A 19821-nucleotide genomic window follows, 5' to 3' on the forward strand; every position below is an offset into this window, starting at 1 on the left:
CCATCGCCGTCACGCTTCACGCGGCCTGTGCCGTTTCGTCCTGGCGGGACTTTTCGGGGATATAGGCGGTCAGCATGTCACGGATGAGCGCCGGGCTCTTGTTGTCGCGAACCTGGAGAACGCCGTCGATGATGAGGGTCTGGTTCACTTCCTCCACGTCGAACTTGCTGTCGAGCTTGTCGACGATCGGAAGGCAGACGATGTTGGCGATGAGCGCGCCGTAAAGCGTCGTCAGCAGCGCGACCGCCATGGAGGGGCCGATCGTGGTCGGATCGTCGAGGGTCGCCAGCATCTGCACGAGGCCGATCAGCGTGCCGATCATGCCGAAGGCGGGCGCTGAATCGCCAAGCGCCTTGAACACCTTGCGCCCGTCGCGCAGCCGGTCGAGATAGAGATCGCGCTCGCGCTCCAGCGTTTCGCGAATGAATTCGGCCTCGTAACCATCGGCGATGAACTGAACGCCCTTTCCGAGGTTCGTATCGGAAACCTCGACGCTTTCAAGCCCAAGCGGACCCGACTTGCGCACGACATCGGCGAGATGCGTGATTTCCTCGATCAGGTCGCGCGGGTCGGTCTTCTTGTGGCGGAAGGCCACCTTGAAACCGACGGCCATGGCGCTGGCTATCCCCGAAAGGGGAAAACGCACGAGCGTTGCCGCCAGCGCGCCGCCGATCACGATGAGGACGGACGGAAAATCCGCGAACTGATTGAAACTGCCGCCAAGAAAGATCGCGATCATCACCATGGTGAAAGCGATTAGAATACCGAGTATTGTGCCCAGATCCATTGATGCACCAAACCTTCAGCCATTCTGGCCGATTTGATTTAACTTGTGCATGAATGGTAGGCGGCACGGGCTAAGCAATCCCTAATCGAGCGCCGCCTCGTCCAAGAAAAGCGTCTTACTTTCAATAGGGTAAACGCCCGGTAAAGACCAAGTTCCGAAGCTCAGGCGGCGCCGCTGCGCAATAGATCGTGCAGGTGGATGATGCCGACCGGCTTTCCGTCCTCCACCACGAAGACGGCGGTGATCGAGACCGCATTGATGAACTCGACCGCGGAGGCGAGAAGCATGTCCGGAGCGATGGATTTCGGATTCGCGGTCATCACTTCCGCCGCCGTCATGTCGAGGAAGTTGGAACGCAGATGGCGGCGCAGGTCGCCGTCGGTGATGATGCCGCACAATGCACCGTGGGTGTCGGTGATGCCGAGCACGCCGAAACCCTTTTGCGTCATCAGGACGATCGCCTCGCGCATCGGCAAATCCGCACCCGCCAGCGGAAGGGCATCGCCCGTGTGCATGATGTCGCGGGCGTGCTTCAGGCTTGCGCCGAGCTTTCCGCCGGGATGAAAGACGCTGAAATCCTGCGCGGTGAAGCCGCGCGATTCCAGAAGTGCGATCGCAAGCGCATCGCCCATCGCCATCTGGATGATCGTCGACGACGTCGGCGCAAGACCGTGCGGGCAGGCCTCCATCACGCGCGGCAGCGCGAGCACGATGTCCGACGCCTTGCCGAGCGAGCTGTCTTCGCGCGAGGTCAAAGCGACCAGCGGCACCTTGAAGCGGCGCGTATAGGCGATGGTGGTGGCGAGTTCCTGCGTCTCGCCCGACCATGAAATGGCAATCACCACGTCGTCGGTGGTGATCATGCCCAAATCCCCGTGGCTTGCCTCCGAGGCATGCACGAAGAACGCGGGCGTTCCGGTGGAGGCAAGTGTCGCGGCGAGCTTCACGCCGATATGCCCGCTCTTGCCGATGCCCGTCACGATGACGCGGCCTTTCAACGCGCGGATAAGGTCGACGGTTCGCGAGAACGGCGCGCCAAGACCGTCCGAAAGGGCGGTGTGAAGCGCCTGCAGCCCTTCCGCCTCCGTGACGAGCGTGCGCAGCGCGGAGGCGATCGCCGTATTCCGGTGCCCGGCGTCGCTTTTATCGGCGAGAGCCGTCGTCTGACCCGTCAATCCCTGTCGCATAGATCAATCCGTCTTCCAGCACATCACATGCGCTCAATAGCCTTGGCGACAATCGTTCGCAAATAGTTTCGGTCGGATATATCGCCTGATTCTGGGGCGTAAAAGCGGCATCCTTGACAGTGTCCACTAAGGATCCGTTAACCCTAACAAATCATTATCGGTATTCGCGGGGTCACCCGCACCGTTTGCTATCGATGGCCCGATAATGATCCGCGCTCGCACACTCTTTCTGACGCTCGCGATGCTGTGCGCGTTCGCCATGCCGGCGTTCGCCCCGCTTGCGTTCGCTCAGACGGCCGGCGTGTCCGACGGCGCGGGGCTGGATCTGGAACTGCGGGGAGCGGTGGACGTTTTCGCGCCCGAAGAGGCCGAACTCGCGGTTTCGGGCGCGGAGGACCTCGACGGGGAAAACAGGGACAGCGATCTGCGCCGCGGGATATCGTTCGGTGACGAGATCGAGCCGATCTCCGCTTCGGGCCGGGTGAGGCCCGTGCAGCCGTTCGCCGAACGCCTGCGCGCCGTATCGCGGCGGCTTCCCTCAAGAGGGACTGATGGCGGGGGCGATGACGACGGCGTATTCGGCGGCGATACGACGCGCGACCGCGCGATCGGCTTTCGCGCCGGATCCTTCCTTTTCTTTCCCGAGCTCTATACGGCCTTCGGCTGGTCGGACAACGCCGCGGGAACGGCGGGCGGCGAGCCCAGCTCTCTCTACCGGATCAATCCGCGGCTCACCGCCCGCTCCGACTGGTCGCGCCACGAGTTGGGCGTTTCCCTGCGCGGCGGATATACCGGCTATACCGACGCGCCGATCGACAACGATCCCTTCTTCGACGGCAATGTGGGCCTGCGGCTCGATTTGAGCGAGAGCACGCAAGTCGACACGACCGCGCGCTACGGTTTCGCGCGCGAGGAACGAGGCACGGCGGAATCGAGCGGCGGCAACCAGGACATCCACGAGATCGGCGGCACGCTCGCCGTCTCGCGCGACGTCGGCCTCATCGGCGTGGAGCTTCGCGGCGATATCGACCATACCGCCTATACCGGCACACCGACGTCCGGCGACCGTGACAACACGGTCTATGCCGCGACCCTGCGCGTCGATGCGGATACGGGCGCCAAGCTCGCGCCCTTCGTCTCGGCGTCCGGTCTCAGGCGCATCTACACCGAAGGCTGCGACGATCCGACGAGTTGCGAGGACCGCAATGCGACCGGCTATGCCTTGAGGACGGGACTTACGATCGATACCGGGCCGAAACTGCGCGGCGAGATCGGCATCGGCTGGCGGGAGGAGCGGCCCGAGGACGACGCGCTTGAAAACCTTGAAGGGCTTCTGGTCGACGGTTCGCTGATCTGGTCGCCGACGCGGCTGACGACGGTGACGGCGAGTGTCGCGACGGCCTTCGAGGCGACCGGCATCGTCGGGGCGTCCGGGTCGATCGTCTACGCGGGAGACCTTCTGCTGTCGCACAGCTTCAGCGACTTCCTCGTCGGCGAGGCCGGTGTGGGCTATTCGCTGCGCCGCTATGAAGGAATCTACCTGGATGAGCGCAACACGCTGGCGACCGCAGGCCTCATCTGGGCCGTGACCGACAATATCGCGCTGCAGACGAGATACACATACCGCTATTTCGACACGACCACGAGCGGCGGAGACTACCACGTAAACACGATCGAAGCCGGAGTGAGGTTCCGGCATTGATCGCGAAATTCGGGGCGGGCGGGCGATGCGACCATGATGGCGCCAAAATCTTTGGTTCAAGGTTTGGACGCATTGTCCTGACGGCGCAACGGCAATACGGCAAATTGGGGACAGCAGATGAGGAAGAAAGTACTGAGTAGCGCGAAAGCCGTGAGGGGTTCTTGCCGCATCGGGCGCCTTTTGACGCCGCTTGCGGTCCTGGCCTTTGCCGCCCTCTCGGGCCCGCTTGCGGCGACGGCGCATGCGGATGCGGGTTTCGAACGCTGGAAGCGCCAGTTCTGGCCGACGGCGCATGCGAGCGGGGTGACCTCCGCGACCTATAACGCGGCGCTCGGCGGGATCTCGCCCGATCCGGACACCATCCGGCTGATGAACAAGCAGGCTGAATTCGTCAAGCCCGTGTGGGAATACCTGGAATCCGCCGTTTCGGAAAAACGGCAGGAAACCGGCCGCCAGATGCTTGTCGAATATGGCGAGGAACTGGCCCGCATCGAGCGCCGCTTCGGTGTCGACCGGGAGGTCGTGCTGGCGATCTGGGGCATGGAGACGAACTACGGCGGTTTCAAGGGCGAGCACTATGTGATCCGCGCGCTGGCGACCCTTGCCTATGCCGCGCCGCGCCGGACATCTTTCTGGGAACAGGAACTGGTGACGGCCCTGCAGATCGTGCAGGCCGGGCATGTCACGCCGCAATCCATGGAAGGCTCCTGGGCGGGCGCGATGGGCCATACGCAGTTCATGCCGTCGAGCTGGCGCCGCTATTCCGCCGACTATGACGGCGACGGCAGGCACGACATCTGGACATCGGTGCCCGATGCGCTGGCCTCCACCGCCAACTACCTCAAGCAGCACGGCTGGGAGCACGGCAAGACCTGGGGCTATGAGATAGACCTGCCGCGAGGATTCGACTTTTCTTTGGCCGACGGCGACACGACGAAGACGCTCGGGCAATGGCAGAAACTCGGCATCAGGCGGACCGGGGGACGGGCGTTCCCGAGGCCGGACGACCGCGCCGAGCTTCTTCTGCCGGCGGGCGCGGGCGGTCCGGCGTTCCTGATGCTCAGGAACTTCTTCGTCATCAAGCGCTACAACAATGCCGATGCCTATGCGCTTGCGGTGGGCCACCTTGCCGACCGGATCCGCGGTGGCGACGCCTTCCAGGCCGCATGGCCGCGCAACGCCCTGCCGCTTTCGCGCGAGCAGACGATGACGCTCCAGACGCTTTTGAACCGCAAGGGCTTCGACGTCGGCAAGGCGGACGGCCTCGTCGGACCCGCCACGAAGCGGGGCATCCGCGCCTATCAAAGGGCGGCCGGGCTGACGCCGGACGGCTATGCGTCGGTGTTGCTGCTGCAGTCGATCCAGTCGGGATCGTGAGCGCTTCAATCGGAGCCTTTCAGGCGTTATGATCGCGCGCATGAACGCAAATCGATCTCCGGCGGGAAACATGACCGTGTCCAGATTTCGGCGAGGCAGGCTCCTGCTTGCACTCTTAGCGGCATTTCTTGCCGGAGCGCTGGTCGCAACCGATCCGGCCTTCGCCCAGAAAAGGCTCCCGCCGGAGCCCAACAATTCCTTCAGCTTCAATCCGCTGAAGCCGCTTCTCAATCTCTTCGGCGTTCGCGAGCGCAGGCCGAGAAGGCAGTTGAGGCAGGACCAGACCCAAAGCAGCCAGCAACAGCAGCAAAGGCGGCGCGAGCCGGCCAAGCCGAAGATCGTCGAGGAACCCAAGGACGAGGATGCGCGTATCGTGCTCGTCGTCGGCGACAATATGGCCGACGGCTTGTCGGAAGGCCTTGTGGCCGCATATGCCGAAACCCCGTCGATCAAGGTCGAGAAGCTGATCTTCAAGGACAAGGGGCTGGTCAACCAGCCGGAGCCCGACTACCAGACGCGCATTCAGCAAATCCTCCAGGGACGCGATATCGCGATTGTCGTGATGTTCGTGGGAACCGACGACGTTCGCGACATCGCAAGCGGGGCGGGCAAGCTCGAATTCCGCGGCGAGGCCTGGGAGGAAGCCTACAAGCGGCGGGTGGACAAGCTCGTGAAAACGGTAAGCTTCTACCAGACGCCGCTTGTCTGGGTCGGCCTGCCGCCGACGAAGGTGACAGCCACGCGCACGAGCTTCGCCTATCTGAACGGCCTGTCCAAGGCGAGGGCGGAAGCAAGCGGAGCGATCTTCGTCGACATCTGGGACGTGTTCCTGAGCGAGGACGGCAAATACACTTCTTACGGGCCGGACGTGGAAGGCCAGAAAAGGCGCCTTCGCGACGGAGCGGGCTTCGGCTTCACCTGGTCGGGCTATCGTAAGGTCGCCTTCTTCTGCGAGCGCGAAATTTCACGCGTCATCGGCTCGTCGGGCGCTTTCGCCTTCGACGGGGTGGAGGACGACCCGAATTTCATCGTCCTGACCGGGAGGACGACATCGCCGGAAAACGAACTCGCCGGCGGAGACGGCGGCCTGCCGGAGCCCGTCGCGGAAACGGTGCAGCACCGTCTGATCGTCAAGGGCGAGGCCTTGCCGCCCGTCATTGGCCGCGTCGACGACTTCCGCGTCGGATCGCCCTGAGCGGCCCTTGCGGTGCGGCCCGACAGTCGGACACAGATCGCGAAAAGAAAAACCCCCGGCGGATCGCCGGGGGTTTTGTTTTTATATCGGTAGCCGCGAGCGGGCTCTCTCATATCCCCTTGACGATTTCTTCCGTCATCTTCTTCGCATCGCCGAAGAGCATCATCGTCTTGTCGAGGAAGAAAAGCTCGTTCTGGATGCCGGCGTAGCCGGAGCCCATGCCGCGCTTGACGAAGAGGACGGTGCCCGCCTTGTCGACGTCGAGGATCGGCATGCCGTAGATCGGCGATTGCGGATCGTCGCGCGCGGCGGGGTTGGTCACGTCGTTCGCGCCGATGACATAGGCGACGTCGGCGGTGGCGAACTCCGAGTTGATGTCCTCAAGCTCGAACACCTCGTCGTAGGGAACCTGCGCCTCGGCCAGAAGCACGTTCATGTGGCCCGGCATGCGGCCCGCAACCGGGTGGATGGCGTATTTCACCTCGACGCCTTCCTCCTTCAGCTGGTCCGCCATTTCGCGCAGCGCATGCTGCGCCTGGGCGACCGCCATGCCGTAGCCCGGCACGATGATGACCTTGGAGGCGTTCTTCATGATGAAGGCCGCATCGTCAGCGGAACCCTGCTTGACCGGGCGCTCCTCGCCGCCATCGCCGCCGGCGGTCACGGTCTCGCCGCCGAAGCCGCCGAGGATGACGGAGATGAACGAGCGGTTCATGCCCTTGCACATGATGTAGGACAGGATCGCGCCCGAGGAGCCGACCAGCGCGCCGGTGATGATGAGCGCCGTATTGCCCAGCGTGAAGCCGATGCCGGCCGCCGCCCAGCCCGAATAGGAGTTCAGCATCGACACGACGACCGGCATGTCCGCGCCGCCGATCGGGATGATGATCAGCCCGCCGAAGACGAGCGACAGGACCACGATCAGCCAGAAGACGGTGTGGCTTTCGGTCTGTGTCAGGACGACGACGAAGATCACGATTGCCGCCGCGAGCGCGATGTTGATCGCGTGCCGTGCCGGCAGGATGATCGGCTTGCCGGACATGCGCCCGTCAAGCTTGGCGAAGGCGATGACGGAACCCGTGAAGGTGATCGCGCCGATGGCGACGCCGATCGACATTTCAACGAGCGCCTGCACGTGAATGTGGCCCGGATCGCCGATGCCGAAGGCGGTGGGCGCATAAAGTGCCGCCGCCGCCACCAGCACGGCGGCAAGGCCGACCAGCGAGTGGAAGGCTGCGACGAGCTGCGGCATGGCCGTCATCGGGATGCGCTTGGCGATGGTCGCGCCGACGGCGGCGCCGGTGCCGAGCCCGGCAACGATCAGAATGCCGGAGCCGAATGAAATTCCGGTCGCAGCAAGCGTCGTCAGGATGGCGATGGTCATGCCGACCATGCCGAAGATATTGCCCTGGCGCGAGCTTTCCGGGCTTGAAAGCCCGCGCAGCGCCAGGATGAACAAAACGCCCGAAACGAGATAGAGCGTGGCGGTGAGATTGGCTGACATCCGGCGCGCTCCTTAGCGTTGCTTTTTCTTGTACATGGCGAGCATGCGCTGGGTGACGAGGAAGCCACCGAAAATGTTCACGCTGGCCATGGCAAGGGCGAGGAAACCGAAGACGCGCGCCATCAGCGTGCCTTCCCCGGTGGAAAGATCCACGCCGACCGCAAGCAGCGCCCCGACCACGATGACGGAGGAAATGGCGTTCGTGACCGCCATCAGCGGCGTATGCAGCGCCGGCGTCACCGACCAGACGACGTAGTAGCCGACGAAGATCGCCAGAACGAAGATCGACAGGCGGAAGACGAAGGGATCGATCGCCCCGCCGGTCGCGGCAGCCGCCGCGTCGGCGAGAAGATCGCCCGTTCCGCCGGCGGCCTGGGCGACATAGCCCTGGGCCGCGTCGGCGGCGGCCTGCGCGGCAGTTGCCGCGTCGCTGGCGGCATCGGCGGCTTCGCGGGCGCGTTCGAGAGCTTCCGCAGGAGTGAGATCCGTCATCATGCGCCTCCCAGTTGTTCGGTTTCCGCAAAGGCGGGATGAACGACACTGCCGTCACGCGTGAGCGCCGTCGCCTTGACGAGTTCGTCGCTCCAGTCGACCGAAAGCTCTTTCTTTTCCTTGTCGACCAGCGTCTCGACGAAGGCGTAAAGGTTCTTCGAGTAGAGCGCGGACGAGGACGCTGCGATGCGCCCTGGCATGTTCAGGTAGCCGACGATCTTCACGTCACCCGCCTTCGCCACCTTGCCGGGCTTGGCGCCTTCGACATTGCCGCCACGCTCTACCGCGAGGTCGACGACGACCGCGCCCGGCTTCATGGAAGCGACCATCTCCTTGGTGATCAGGCGAGGTGCCGGACGGCCCGGAATGAGCGCGGTGGTGATGACCACGTCCTGCTTTGCGATGTGGGAGGCAACCAGTTCGCGCTGCTTCTTCTGGTATTCCTCCGACATCTCCTTGGCGTAGCCGCCGGCGGTTTCCGCCTGCTTGAACTCCTCGTCCTCGACGGCGATGAACTTCGCGCCGAGCGATTCGACCTGTTCCTTGGCGGCGGGGCGAACGTCGGTCGCCGTCACCACCGCGCCGAGGCGGCGTGCCGTGGCGATCGCCTGAAGGCCCGCGACACCGGCACCCATGATGAAGACGCGGGCCGCCGGAACGGTGCCGGCCGCCGTCATCATCATCGGAAAGGCGCGGTCGTATTCCTCCGCCGCCTCGATCACCGCCTGGTAGCCGGCAAGGTTCGCCTGGGAGGAGAGCACGTCCATGACCTGCGCGCGGGTGATGCGCGGCATGAACTCCATCGCGAGCGCGACAACGCCCGCATCGGCCATGGCGCGCACGTCGCTCTCATGGCCGTAAGGGTCCATCGTGGCCACGACAAGGGCGCCCTTCTTCATGAGGCCGAGTTCTTCCGCGTTCGGCCTGCGGACCTTGAGGACCACATCGGCGTCGGCAAGCGCGTCCTTCGCCGTGGGCGCGATTTTGGCGCCCGCCTCCTCGTAGTCCTTGTCGAGGATGCGTGACAGTTCGCCCGCACCCTTTTCCACGCTGACCTCGAACCCGAGCGCGATGAATTTCTTCACCGTTTCGGGACTTGCGGCGACGCGCGGTTCATTCGCCTCGCTCTCGCGAGGGACGCCGATCTTCATCGCTGTCCTCCCAGATATGCAGAATTCGGCTCCCGCGGGAATCGCGGGAGGAAAACAATCAGCCCGCCGACGTCAGGATCGAAAGGACCACTGTCATGACGAAGACGGCTGCCCCCGGTATCCAGCCGCGCGCGCCGAGCGCAATGCCGACAGCGGCCGCGATCAGCAGCGCGAAGACCATGATCCAGCCGAAGATCGTCCCGGCCGTTCCACCGAAGGTGAACATGATGAGGCAAAGAAGAACGTTTAAAAGCGCGATCGCGCTGATTTTGCCGATATTGACGAAGCCTTCGTAGGTGGCGCGATGAGCTTCGAATTCCATCGTGTTTGCGTTGTTGTCGGCCATGACCGTCCTCTGCCAGAAAAGCTGAATTCGTCGGCCTTTATAGCAAACCCTTGAACTTCGGCAACGTTCTCCTGACGCGAGGGCCTTTCCGGTGGGTTACCCGGGCGAAAACCGGACCCGCCACGGGGCCCGGGTCCAGCAATCATCGCGGGGCGATCAGGCGCGGGGCGCGAACCCGTCGAGCGAGGCCGCCCGCAAGGTGGCGAGCTGGCGGTCCGCGACGCGCGTTTCCTCGAAATTATCGATCTGCTCGTTGAAGAGCCTGTAGAAGTTCATCTCCGCGCGCAAATGCAGGAAAACGCCGCCAAGGCCGATCGCCGCACGGTCCATGAAGACGAATTCGCGCGGGATCGTTACCGGCCCCTTCTCCTTCAGCGCCTGATGGACACGGAACGCCTCCTTGCGCCCGTATTGCGCGGGGCTGACCCCTTCGGCGATGGCGCGCGTACGGTCGGTCAGGAGCGGCCCGTAGATGAAGCGCGCCCAGATATTGAGGATCTCGATAAGCTCCTTGGTGAGCCCCTTGAAGCCCCAACGTTCGTATGCGCCGACGACACGCTCTTGATCGTCCTCCAGAAGGCCGCGGTAGAGGTCGACGACGCCGGAGACGAAGCTTGAGGGAAAGACGCGGATGCAGCCGTAGTCGAGAAGGTTTATGCCGCGCGGACTGCCGTCATCCTCGTAGACCGTGTAGTTGCCGAGATGCGGATCGCCATGGATGATGCCGAAGTGGCTGAAGGGGTGCCACCATGCGCGGAACATGACTTCCGCGATCCTGTTGCGGTCCTCCAGGCCGTGCTCCTTGTAGGTGAGCAGCGGCTTTCCCTCCAGCCAGCGCATGGTGAGCAGGCGCCCGCTCGACAGGTCGGGAAAGACATCAGGCACGCGGATGCGTGGCTCGTCGGCGAGGATCTGGGAATAGGCGGCAATATGCCGCGCCTCGCGCACGTAATCGAGTTCCTCGCGAACGCGCTCGCCGATCTCCTTGGCGATCTCGCGCGTGTCGATGGCCGGACGCATGCGCCGGTGCAGCGAAAAGAGCATGGAGAGCTGCTGCAGGTCCGCCTCCACGGCAGACGCCATGTCCGGATACTGCAGCTTGCAGGCAAGCAGGCCTCCGTCCGGATGGCGGGCCTTGTGAACCTGCCCGAGGGATGCAGCAGCTGCCGGTTCGCGGTCGAAACTTTCGAATTTCTTCTGCCAGCCCGCCCCCAGCTCCGCGATCATGCGCCGTTTGACGAAGGGCCAGCCCATGGGGGGAGCCGCCGACTGCAGCTTGGAAAGCTCGGTCGCGTATTCCGGCGGGATCGCGTCGGGGATCGTCGACAGAAGCTGGGCCACCTTCATGAGCGGACCCTTGAGCCCGCCGAGCGCGGCGGCCAGTTCCGCCGCCTGCCGCTCGTTGTCGACTTCCATGCCGAAAAGCCTCTGTCCGGCAAGTTTCGCGGCGATGCCGCCCATGTTGGTGCCGACCCGCGCATAGCGGTTCACACGCGCTGAAAATCGGTTTTGTTCGCGGTCCCGTCCCGTTGAACTCATTGGCGCTCGCATGCTCCGGATTTCGGCATTGGTCGAGCGCTAAGATAGGCCGATCCCCCGCTAACACCAGTGAGCGGGATGCCGATTTTTCGAAAATCCGTCAGCCGATCCGGGAGGCGAGCCTTTGCAGGCGCCCGGCGATGGCATCGCGGCTTTCCGTCAGCCCCTTGTAGGCGAGTTGATCCGGATCGAGCGCGAGCACCTGATCGCGCAAGGCCCGGGCGAGCCTCGCGCCGTCTGGGTGCTTCGCGAAGGCTGCGACGGGGTCGTGATGGACCTTGATCGTAAAGAGGATGTCGCCCGACAGGGGCAGGCGGCGCAAGGTCTGCCGTTCCACGCGGATATGAAGCGCGATGCCCGCTCCTTCCTCGATGCGCGGATCCATGCGCTTGGAATGCGGATGATGCAGCTCCGCATCCGAATAAAGCGACCAGTTGAGCCGCCATGAGGGTTGGTCGGCGGTCAGGTTATCAAAAAGCCGGGCGACGATCATGCCCATGCGGCCGTCGTTGAAGCCCGGAACGTTCTCGTGGATTTCCGGCATTGGCTTGCCGAACTTCTCCGCCAGCGACCAGGAAGAGGGAAACGACAGCGAGGCGGCGGCTAGGCGGTAGCCGCCTTCGCCCTTTCGCATGATGACGAGGTCTTCCTGCACGAGCCTTGCGGCGAGAAGAAGCGGAGCCTCGTCGAAATCCTGCGTGGAATAAGTCTTGCCCGCCGGAATAATGCGGATTCCGCCGTCGCGTATCTCATAGAGGTGCGGAAAGCGCGAAGGCAGGTATTCCAGAAGCAGGGCGAGGACTTCCGCCTGCGCCGCGACCGTATCCGGCTCGGCCAGAAATACGGGCGCCTCGGCTTCGCGGAAGAGCCGTTCCTTCTCGTCGAGATGGGGCACAAGATTGCCGTCCGGCTCAATCCACTCGGCAAGGTCGAGCGGGGCAAGGCCGACGGTGAACGGGCGCTTCGACCCGTCATAGGGCGTGTGGGCGAAAGGCGGTTCCTTCCGCTTTTCGTCCACATCACCCGAATCAGCCTTGCCCGTCGCCGTCATTTGTCCATGGCTTCCAGTTCGTCGATCAGCCGTTCGATCACGGAAAGGCCCTTGCGCCAGAAAGCCGGATCGGATGCATCCAGGCCGAAGGGGGCGAGGAGTTCCGAGTGATGCTTGGTGCCGCCGGCCTTCAAAAGCCCGAAATATTTCTCCTGAAAGCCCGCTTCCGCCTCTTCGTAGACCGCGTAGAGCGAGTTCACCAGGCAGTCGCCGAAGGCATAGGCGTAGACGTAGAACGGCGAATGGATGAAGTGCGGGATGTAGGTCCAGAAGGTCTCGTATCCTTCGCGCAGCGCGATCGACGGCCCGAGGCTCTCGTGCTGGACGGACATCCACAATTCGCAAAGCTGGTCGGCTGTCAGCTCGCCCGATTTGCGCGCCTCGTGAACCTTGCGCTCGAAACTGTAGAAGGCGATCTGTCGCACGACCGTGTTGATCATGTCCTCCACCTTGCCGGCGAGCATGATCTTGCGCTTCTCATCCGTTTCGGCCTTTTCGAGTAGGGCGCGGAAGGTCAGCATTTCGCCGAAGACGCTCGCCGTCTCCGCCAGCGTCAGCGGTGTCGGCGCCATAAGCGCCCCGTTCGGGGCGGCAAGAACCTGATGCACCCCGTGGCCGAGCTCGTGGGCAAGCGTCATGACGTCCCGCGTGCGGCCCTGATAATTCATGAGAACGTAAGGATGCGCGCTCGGCACCGTGGGGTGGGAGAAGGCGCCCGGCGCCTTGCCCGGCCGCGCGGGCGCATCTATCCAGCGCTTGTCGAAGAAGCGGCCCGCGATCTCCGCCATTTCCGGCGAAAAGCCGCCATAGGCCGAAAGAACCGTCTCGCGCGCTTCGTCCCAGGGGATCGTGCGCGTATCGGCGCTGGGCAGCGGCGCGTTCCTGTCCCAATGGTTCAGCTTTTCCACGCCGAGCCATTTCGCCTTCATGGCGTAATAGCGGTGGGAGAGCTTCGGGTAGTATTCGCGCACCGCGTCCACCAGCGCATCGACAACCTCGCGCTCCACGCGGTTTGCGAGGTGGCGGCTGTCGGCCACATCCTTGAAGCCGCGCCAGCGGTCGGAAATATCCTTGTCCTTGGCGAGCGTGTTGGTGATCAGCGTGAAGGTGGAAAGATTGGCCTTGAAGGTTTCGGCCAGCGCTTGCGCCGCCGCCTTGCGCTTCTCCCCGTCCTGGTCCTGCAGAAGGTTCAGCGTCGGCTCGATGGAAAGGTCCTTGCCGTCTACCGAAAAGGTGAGGCCGGCGATCGTTTCGTCGAAGAGCCGGTTCCAGGCGGAGCGCCCCGTTACCGATTTTTCGTGGAAAAGCTGCTCGATCCTGTCGTCCAGCTGATAGGGCCGGTCCTTGCGGATATCCTCAAGCCAGGGCTTGTAGTGCGAGAGGGCCGGGTCTTCCGCGGCCTTATCGATGACGGCATCGTCGATGCGGTTGAGCTCGAGCGTGAAGAAGATGAGGTGGGTGCTGGCCGTCGTCAGCTTGTCCTGGATGTCGCCGTAGAATTTCTGGCGCTTCGCATCCGTCGTGTCGCCCGCGTAGACGAGGCCGGCGAAGGAGGCGAGCCGGCCCATCAGGTCGTCAAGCGCCTCGTATCCCTTCACGGCCTCGGCCAGCTCCGCGCCGGATTTCCCGGCCAGTTCGGCGAGACGGCCCTTGTAGGTCTCCTCGAAAGCCTTCGCGTCGCCTTCGCATCTTTCAAGATCCGCCATAACTTCCGGAGCGTCGATCGCAGGATAAAGATCGGCAAGGTTCCATTCCGGAAGGCTGCCGAGGTCGGCGGCGGTAGCGCCTTGCGCATTCGCGGCTGAAAGGGGCCTGAGTTCGAAGGTGAGGGACATGCGCTCTCCGTGTCGGATGTATGAGTTTCGTTCTTTCCGTCATTTTGGCGAGGCGGGCCCTTTGCGCAAGATGCCGAATTGTCCTTCGCACCTCTTGCGTTGGAAATGGACGATTTATTTACCGCCCCGCGGCTAGCCTGTTTCCAAATGAGACAATTTTCAGGACCGACAGGCGAATAGCATGGATCACTTGAGCGGCCGGCTTCTTATCGTCGACGACGACCCGGTACAGCGCCGTCTTCTCGAGGAAGCCGCCAAGCGCTTCGGATACCGCGTGACGACCGCCACCAACGGGCAGGAAGCCGTGCGCCTGATGAACGGGCCGGACGGGGCGGAGATCGATATCATCGTCCTCGACCTCGTCATGCCGGAGCTCGACGGCATGGGCGTGATCACCCGCCTGCGCGAAAGCCGGATCACGGTGCCGATCATCGTGCAGACGGCGCATGCCGGCATCGAGACGGCGGTGAATGCGATCCGCGCGGGCGCGCAGGATTTCGTCGTCAAGCCGGTGTCGCCCGAACGGCTTGAAATCTCGCTTCGCAATTGCATGAAGGTTTCCGCGCTCGAAGGAGAGATCACAAGGCTCAAGAAGCGCTCGACCGGTACTTTCAGTTTCGACGATATCGTCACCCGCTCGGAGGCGATGGAGCGGGTTCTCAGGATCGGCCGCAGGGCCGCCAATTCGCAGATCCCGATCCTGATCGAAGGCGAATCGGGCGTCGGCAAGGAACTGATAGCCCGCGCGATCCAGGGCACGAGCGACCGAAAATCCCGGCCATTCGTGACGGTCAACTGCGGCGCCATCCCCGAGCACCTGGTCGAATCGATCCTCTTCGGCCATGAAAAAGGGGCATTTACGGGCGCCGTCGACAAGCATGTCGGCAAATTCCAGGAAGCCCATGGCGGCACGCTCTTCCTCGACGAGGTGGGAGAGCTTCCGCTCGACATCCAGGTGCGCCTGTTGCGCGCGCTGCAGGAGGGCGAGGTCGACCCGATCGGCGGACGCAGGCCGGTCAAGGTGGATTTCCGCCTGATTTCGGCCACCAACCGGCGCCTCATCGACCTCGTGAAGGAAGGCCGTTTTCGCGAGGATCTCTACTATCGCCTCAACGTCTTCCCGATCTGGCTGCCGCCATTGCGCGACAGGCTGGAAGACGTGCCGGAACTGGTGCGCCATTTCCTCGCCCGTTTCGCCGCCGAAGAGGGAAAGCCGCAGGTCTCCACCGTGGCGCCCGACGCGATGAGCCTGCTTCAGGCCTACCATTGGCCCGGCAACATCCGCCAGCTCGAAAACGCCGTCTTCCGCGCCGTCGTCCTGTGCGATGGAGACCATCTCACGCCGGAAGATTTTCCGCAGGTCGCGGCGGCTTCCCATGGCGGAAGCGTATCGCAGCCCGCGCGCCACCCTTTGAGGCCTGACGCTCCGCCGCGCGACGAAGCGTCGCAGGATGCTTCGCAAACCGCACCGCAGGCTGCCGAACTGCCGCGAGAAGGTCGGCCCGGCGACGAAGAAGCGGTCGAACGCCACGGCGATGAGCGGACGCCGGTCCAGCAGGCATTCGAAGGGGCCGGCGCGCCCTTCGGCTTCATGCGCAGCCTGAACGACGAAGGCCACGTTCGTACGCTTAACGCCATGGAAGAAGAGATGATTCGCGTCGCGATCGACCATTACCGCGGGCGCATGACGGAGGTTGCCCGGCGCCTCGGAATCGGCCGTTCCACGCTATATCGCAAGCTCAAGGAATACGGCCTCGAGGAAGGCGCGAATCAGGACGCGGCCGAATAGGGGAAATGCGGGGCTGGACTTTGGCGGCAGGTGATGTTTTTTTGCCGCGGTCTGAATTTATTGAGAGGTGGTGCGCTTTTGCCACGATTTGCTCTCAATTCTGGTTACGGTAAAAACTTCTTAACCGCCGGCCTGTTACCTTCCTTTTAACCGGGGGGTTGATGGACCGGCGGTCTGGTGCCGTTGCCGGCAAGCACGCGAGACATGAATCTTGTTTGAAGCGTATGTCCTCAGGTCAGCAGCCTGCGCCCGGTCCATTGCGGCTGTGGCATTCGCGGTCTTCGCAACCCTGGTCGTCGGCTTGTGCCTGACAACCGCGAGCGCGCGCGCCGAAACGCGGACGCTGAAGCTCTACAACACGCACACCCATGAGCGCGTGTCGATCACCTTCAAGAAGAACGGCAGGTATATCCAGTCGGGCTTGCGCGATCTGAACCGCTTCCTGCGCGACTGGCGGCGGAACGAATCCACCAAGATGGATCCGGAACTCTTCGACCTGATCTGGGAGGTTTACCAGAAAGTCGGTGGCAGCCAGCCGATCCACGTGGTGTCCGGATACCGTTCACCGGCGACGAACAACATGCTGCGCAGCCGTTCGAAAGGCGTTGCCAAGAACAGCCAGCACACGCGCGGCAAGGCGATGGATTTCTACATTCCGGGCGTGAACCTTTCCACCCTGCGCAAGACGGGCCTGAGAAAGGAAGTCGGCGGCGTCGGCTTCTATCCGACTTCCGGCTCGCCCTTCGTGCATATGGATACCGGCAGCGTGCGCCACTGGCCGCGCATGACCCGCAGCCAGCTTGCCGCCGTCTTTCCCGACGGCGTGACGCTGCACGTGCCGACCGACGGCAAGCCCATGCCGGGCTACCAGACCGCGCTCGCAAGGCACAAGTCGGGCCGTGCCGGCACCGTTACGGTCGCTTCCAACAACGCCCCGTCGACGACGGGCCAGGTGCTGAGCAGCGCCGGGAGCGATGGCGCGATCGTCCGTCCGGGCGGCGGATCGGGCTCCGGCAAAGGCTTCATAGCCACCTTCTTCGATAATGACGACGAAGAGGACAAGGCGAGCTCCGCCGATGAGGAAAGCAGCGGTACGCGCACGCGCGTTGCCTCCATCAATCCGGGATCGCGCGTGCCGCCCGCGCCCCTGCCCGGCGTGCGCAGCGGCGAAGCCGCCGACGCCCAGGAAAAGCCGGCCGAGCCTGCCAAGGAGCCTGAAAGCGCGGTCGCCGATCTTTCCAAGCCGCCGGTACCGGATCGAAAGATCGAGGAAAAGCCTGCCGACGACGACCCGGTCGTCCTCGCCGGAATTCACCCCCGGGTGAAACCCGTAAGCCCGGCGCTGCTTGCCCGTGCGCAGGCCAATCCGAATTCGCTCGACGCGCAGGCCGTTCGCCTGAAGGAAGGCAAGCCGGCCGTTGCCGCGACGCAGGTCGCCGCACTTTCGCAACCCGACGAGGACCGCTTCCGCCCGACTTTCGCCACCGCCCCGCGCGTGAAGCCTGAAGACGTGCTGGCCGCCGCGGCCACCGCACGGGCGGAAGCTGCCGTGCCGCGCGCTGCGCCCCCGGCGAACGGAGCTGCGGCGATCGCCGCCGCAACCGGCGGCGTCGCGAAAAAGCCGTCCATCGACCGCGCGGGCCTGAGCGAGGCCGTGCTGGCCTATGGCGCGCCCGGCACCCCGATCCAGACCGCATCGGCCGCGGCCGGTGTGCCTGATGTATCCGCGCGCTCCAGCGCATCCGCGGCCGCGCTCGACAGGAAGCCGGCGCCGGCGAAGGCAGCCGCCAAGCCCTCGATTTCCGGAACGGTGCCGGATCGCGTGGTTCGCGATCCGCTGGCGCGCTTTGCCGCACTTCCGGACCGCGAGCTGGTTTCGGAATTCATCACCGGCGAAAAGTCGACCCGCACGGCCGCCTTCGCCCGGCTGAGCCACCCTAACCAGCGCGAGCTGAAGGATCTGTTCCAGACGGGCGACCGGGTGCTCCCGGCCAACTTCAAGCCGACGCTGGATGCCCCGCGTACGGACAGTTTCTCCGGCGAGGCCGTGGTGCTTCTTCCCGTGGTGAGCCTGCGCTGACGATTATGAATCTGCGCTGATAGCGCCAAGGAGCCTTGCCTGGTTCCATGAAAAATGCGGCCCCTTGGAGGGAGCCGCATTTTTTGTTTCGCAGGCGGTATCTCGCCGGATCAGTAGTTGCTTTCGGGCGCTGCCCCGATCATGCCGAGCGCGTGCATGTAGAGATCGAGAACCGCATCCTCTTCCTCGCGCTCTTCCGGCTTCTTTTTCCTCAACGAGACCACCTTGCGCAGGATCTTGACGTCGAACCCGTTCCCCTTGGCCTCGGCGTAGACGTCCTTGATGTCGTCCGCGATGACTTTCTTTTCTTCCTCGAGCCGCTCGATCCGCTCCACGAATGCGCGAAGCTGATCGCCTGCAACACCACCGGGTTCCGCCATGTCGTCCTTTGCTCCTTGTACCTTCGCATTCCCTTGAACGCGATATGCTCTAATTTCACTCTGGCCACGGGATCAAGCCGCCGCAGCGATATTTGCGTGCGGCTTGCCAACTTCGGTCAGTGCTGTGGCTTGTTGATCTCGAAAGCGGCCTTTTGTTCCTCGCTCGCTTCATTCTGGTACTTGGCCTTCCACTGCGAATAGGGCATGCCGTAGACGATCTCTCGCGCTTCTTCCTTGTCGAGGTCGAGCCCCTTTTCCCCGGCTGCGTCGCGATACCAGTTGGACAGGCAGTTCCGGCAGAAACCGGCCAGGTTCATCATGTCGATATTCTGCACGTCGGTGCGTTCGCGCAGGTGCGAGACGAGCCTGCGAAAGGCTGCGGCCTCAAGTTCCATCCGGGTCTTTTCGTCGATATCCGTCACGATCGGCCTCCTGACTTTTCCATACGCCGGCCTTACCGGTCAGCGCGGGATCGATGTTCTTCCAAGCGATGTAACTCGGGCTTTTCGTTCAATTCTTCAAGGATGGGGGCGAGACGGTCCGCCCACGCCTTGACGCCCGCCCCGTCGGCGATCAGGTCCTGGCGCACCTCGATCAGCGCATGGGCGATCCCGCGCGCGGTGCCGTGCCGGTACATGCAGTCGTTCTTCAGGCAACCGTCGTAGGGTTCGTTGTCGCCGACGACCAATTCCGCATCCGCGCGCAGCGCGGCAAGGAGAGGCAGCGGAAATCGCGGATCGCTGTCCCACAGGATGCCAGCGTGCCACGGCCTCGGCACGCCGCGCCAGACGGGCGTGTAGCTGTGGATTGAAAGGATAGCGGGCGTATTTCCGCTCGCGAGCATCCGGTCGAGAAGGCGGTCGACTTCTGCGTGGTAGGGTTTGTGAAAGCGTTCCATCCGCCGCGTGCGTTCCGCTTCGTCCACCAGGGCGTTTCCCGGGACCACGGCCCCGTCGGACAGGCGCATGACGAGCGTCGGGTCGTCCTCGCCCCGGTTCGGATCGATCAAAAGGCGCGAATAGGTGGTCATGACGGCCGGCAGGGCGAGACGGCGCGCCAGTTCGCACGTCAGGTCGCGCACGCCGATGTCGTAGCCGATGTGCCTCTCGAACTGCTCCCTGGGCAGCCCGAGGTCGCCATACTCGGCCGGCACGAGATTGCTGGCGTGGTCGCAAACGATGAGGAGACCGGACGAGATGTTTCCCTCGATCGTCTCGAAAGGGGCCTCGTCAGGCGATACCGGGGGCGGGAAATCGAAAGGCATGAACGGCTTTGATCGTGTCGAAGAGTGGAATTGCGGCTGTTGCGCGATTGCATTGGCGCGACGGTCGGTTACGAATAAACGAGCTTTGACCCGCAACCAACACGAATTCGCCGGGAAAGGTCGCCAGCCCTGTCCGCATCGG

Annotated in this window: 17 protein-coding genes; 5 read left to right on the forward strand and 12 right to left on the reverse strand. The window is 63.7% G+C overall.

Annotation, left to right across the window (positions count from 1 at the left end; genetic code table 11):
* Window positions 1-16: 16 nt before the first annotated feature.
* Both GR183_RS10350 and GR183_RS10355 read right to left on the reverse strand, forming a co-directional pair.
* The gene (locus GR183_RS10350) at window positions 17-787 is read right to left on the reverse strand and encodes a motility protein A (RefSeq protein ID WP_160775498.1); all 771 of its coding nucleotides are present in this window, start codon (window positions 785-787) and stop codon (window positions 17-19) included.
* A gap of 161 nt (window positions 788-948) precedes the next feature.
* Entirely contained in the window at window positions 949-1974 is a 1026-nt protein-coding gene (locus tag GR183_RS10355; RefSeq protein ID WP_160775499.1) for a KpsF/GutQ family sugar-phosphate isomerase, read from the reverse strand.
* Between the two features lie 205 nt (window positions 1975-2179).
* Between GR183_RS10355 and GR183_RS10360 the strand changes: the two genes are divergently transcribed.
* From GR183_RS10360 to GR183_RS10370, 3 genes are all read left to right on the forward strand, one after another.
* Window positions 2180-3676 carry an outer membrane beta-barrel protein gene (locus GR183_RS10360; protein WP_160775500.1) on the forward strand — a complete coding sequence of 499 codons (1497 nt, stop codon included), beginning with the start codon at window positions 2180-2182 and terminating at the stop codon, window positions 3674-3676.
* A gap of 117 nt (window positions 3677-3793) precedes the next feature.
* Window positions 3794-5053, forward strand: coding sequence for a lytic murein transglycosylase (locus GR183_RS10365; protein WP_160775501.1), 1260 nt, complete (start codon window positions 3794-3796; stop codon window positions 5051-5053).
* A gap of 70 nt (window positions 5054-5123) precedes the next feature.
* On the forward strand, window positions 5124-6248 hold the full coding sequence (locus GR183_RS10370) for an SGNH/GDSL hydrolase family protein (RefSeq protein WP_160775502.1): 1125 nt from the start codon (window positions 5124-5126) through the stop codon (window positions 6246-6248).
* A 109-nt stretch (window positions 6249-6357) separates the two neighbouring features.
* Here GR183_RS10370 and GR183_RS10375 read toward each other — a convergent pair whose 3' ends face one another.
* The 7 genes from GR183_RS10375 to GR183_RS10405 all read right to left on the reverse strand — a co-directional run bounded on the left by GR183_RS10375 (window position 6358) and on the right by GR183_RS10405 (window position 14166).
* Entirely contained in the window at window positions 6358-7752 is a 1395-nt protein-coding gene (locus GR183_RS10375; RefSeq protein WP_160775503.1) for an NAD(P)(+) transhydrogenase (Re/Si-specific) subunit beta, read from the reverse strand.
* 12 nt (window positions 7753-7764) lie between these two features.
* On the reverse strand, window positions 7765-8244 hold the full coding sequence (locus GR183_RS21795) for an NAD(P) transhydrogenase subunit alpha part 2 (RefSeq protein ID WP_160775504.1): 480 nt from the start codon (window positions 8242-8244) through the stop codon (window positions 7765-7767).
* A complete protein-coding gene (locus GR183_RS10385; RefSeq protein WP_160775505.1) occupies window positions 8244-9395 on the reverse strand; it encodes a Re/Si-specific NAD(P)(+) transhydrogenase subunit alpha in 1152 nt (383 codons plus the stop codon). The genes GR183_RS21795 and GR183_RS10385 overlap by 1 nt, the downstream gene beginning before the upstream one ends.
* 58 nt (window positions 9396-9453) lie before the next feature.
* Window positions 9454-9741, reverse strand: a complete 288-nt coding sequence (locus tag GR183_RS10390; protein WP_160775506.1) for an aa3-type cytochrome c oxidase subunit IV — start codon at window positions 9739-9741, stop codon at window positions 9454-9456.
* A 156-nt stretch (window positions 9742-9897) separates the two neighbouring features.
* On the reverse strand, window positions 9898-11280 hold the full coding sequence (locus GR183_RS10395) for an ABC1 kinase family protein (RefSeq protein ID WP_160775507.1): 1383 nt from the start codon (window positions 11278-11280) through the stop codon (window positions 9898-9900).
* A gap of 100 nt (window positions 11281-11380) precedes the next feature.
* A complete protein-coding gene (locus GR183_RS10400) occupies window positions 11381-12331 on the reverse strand; it encodes a heme-dependent oxidative N-demethylase family protein (RefSeq protein WP_160775508.1) in 951 nt (316 codons plus the stop codon).
* On the reverse strand, window positions 12328-14166 hold the full coding sequence (locus GR183_RS10405; RefSeq protein ID WP_160775509.1) for a M3 family oligoendopeptidase: 1839 nt from the start codon (window positions 14164-14166) through the stop codon (window positions 12328-12330). The genes GR183_RS10400 and GR183_RS10405 overlap by 4 nt, the downstream gene beginning before the upstream one ends.
* 181 nt (window positions 14167-14347) lie before the next feature.
* Here GR183_RS10405 and GR183_RS10410 point away from each other — a divergent pair, with 181 nt between their 5' ends.
* Window positions 14348-15955, forward strand: a complete 1608-nt coding sequence (locus tag GR183_RS10410) for a sigma-54-dependent transcriptional regulator (RefSeq protein WP_202395965.1) — start codon at window positions 14348-14350, stop codon at window positions 15953-15955.
* A gap of 265 nt (window positions 15956-16220) precedes the next feature.
* Window positions 16221-18035 carry a peptidoglycan L,D-endopeptidase MepK gene (gene mepK, locus GR183_RS10415; protein WP_446696954.1) on the forward strand — a complete coding sequence of 605 codons (1815 nt, stop codon included), beginning with the start codon at window positions 16221-16223 and terminating at the stop codon, window positions 18033-18035.
* A 110-nt stretch (window positions 18036-18145) separates the two neighbouring features.
* On the opposite strand, the gene GR183_RS10420 is transcribed toward mepK, so the two are convergent.
* The 3 genes from GR183_RS10420 to GR183_RS10430 form a co-directional block, all read right to left on the reverse strand.
* Entirely contained in the window at window positions 18146-18415 is a 270-nt protein-coding gene (locus GR183_RS10420) for a DUF2312 domain-containing protein (RefSeq protein WP_160775510.1), read from the reverse strand.
* 116 nt (window positions 18416-18531) lie between these two features.
* On the reverse strand, window positions 18532-18810 hold the full coding sequence (locus tag GR183_RS10425) for a DUF1244 domain-containing protein (RefSeq protein ID WP_202396050.1): 279 nt from the start codon (window positions 18808-18810) through the stop codon (window positions 18532-18534).
* A gap of 59 nt (window positions 18811-18869) precedes the next feature.
* Complete coding sequence (locus GR183_RS10430) at window positions 18870-19679, reverse strand: N-formylglutamate amidohydrolase (RefSeq protein WP_160775512.1); 810 nt, start codon at window positions 19677-19679, stop codon at window positions 18870-18872.
* Window positions 19680-19821: the final 142 nt, after the last annotated feature.

The organism is Stappia sediminis, assembly GCF_009826895.1.
GTDB classification, from domain to species: domain Bacteria; phylum Pseudomonadota; class Alphaproteobacteria; order Rhizobiales; family Stappiaceae; genus Hongsoonwoonella; species Hongsoonwoonella sediminis.

What these genes read in the sequence shown, in the direction of transcription:
- GR183_RS10390 (WP_160775506.1), bottom strand. Translation starts at nt 9,741, where the DNA reads ATGGCCGACAACAACGCAAACACGATGGAATTCGAAGCTCATCGCGCC.
- GR183_RS10370 (WP_160775502.1), top strand. Translation starts at nt 5,124, where the DNA reads ATGACCGTGTCCAGATTTCGGCGAGGCAGGCTCCTGCTTGCACTCTTA.
- GR183_RS10395 (WP_160775507.1), bottom strand. Translation starts at nt 11,280, where the DNA reads ATGAGTTCAACGGGACGGGACCGCGAACAAAACCGATTTTCAGCGCGT.
- GR183_RS21795 (WP_160775504.1), bottom strand. Translation starts at nt 8,244, where the DNA reads ATGACGGATCTCACTCCTGCGGAAGCTCTCGAACGCGCCCGCGAAGCC.
- GR183_RS10410 (WP_202395965.1), top strand. Translation starts at nt 14,348, where the DNA reads ATGGATCACTTGAGCGGCCGGCTTCTTATCGTCGACGACGACCCGGTA.
- GR183_RS10360 (WP_160775500.1), top strand. Translation starts at nt 2,180, where the DNA reads ATGATCCGCGCTCGCACACTCTTTCTGACGCTCGCGATGCTGTGCGCG.
- GR183_RS10400 (WP_160775508.1), bottom strand. Translation starts at nt 12,331, where the DNA reads ATGACGGCGACGGGCAAGGCTGATTCGGGTGATGTGGACGAAAAGCGG.
- GR183_RS10385 (WP_160775505.1), bottom strand. Translation starts at nt 9,395, where the DNA reads ATGAAGATCGGCGTCCCTCGCGAGAGCGAGGCGAATGAACCGCGCGTC.
- GR183_RS10355 (WP_160775499.1), bottom strand. Translation starts at nt 1,974, where the DNA reads ATGCGACAGGGATTGACGGGTCAGACGACGGCTCTCGCCGATAAAAGC.
- GR183_RS10350 (WP_160775498.1), bottom strand. Translation starts at nt 787, where the DNA reads ATGGATCTGGGCACAATACTCGGTATTCTAATCGCTTTCACCATGGTG.
- GR183_RS10375 (WP_160775503.1), bottom strand. Translation starts at nt 7,752, where the DNA reads ATGTCAGCCAATCTCACCGCCACGCTCTATCTCGTTTCGGGCGTTTTG.
- GR183_RS10425 (WP_202396050.1), bottom strand. Translation starts at nt 18,810, where the DNA reads ATGGAACTTGAGGCCGCAGCCTTTCGCAGGCTCGTCTCGCACCTGCGC.
- GR183_RS10405 (WP_160775509.1), bottom strand. Translation starts at nt 14,166, where the DNA reads ATGTCCCTCACCTTCGAACTCAGGCCCCTTTCAGCCGCGAATGCGCAA.
- GR183_RS10420 (WP_160775510.1), bottom strand. Translation starts at nt 18,415, where the DNA reads ATGGCGGAACCCGGTGGTGTTGCAGGCGATCAGCTTCGCGCATTCGTG.
- GR183_RS10430 (WP_160775512.1), bottom strand. Translation starts at nt 19,679, where the DNA reads ATGCCTTTCGATTTCCCGCCCCCGGTATCGCCTGACGAGGCCCCTTTC.
- GR183_RS10365 (WP_160775501.1), top strand. Translation starts at nt 3,794, where the DNA reads ATGAGGAAGAAAGTACTGAGTAGCGCGAAAGCCGTGAGGGGTTCTTGC.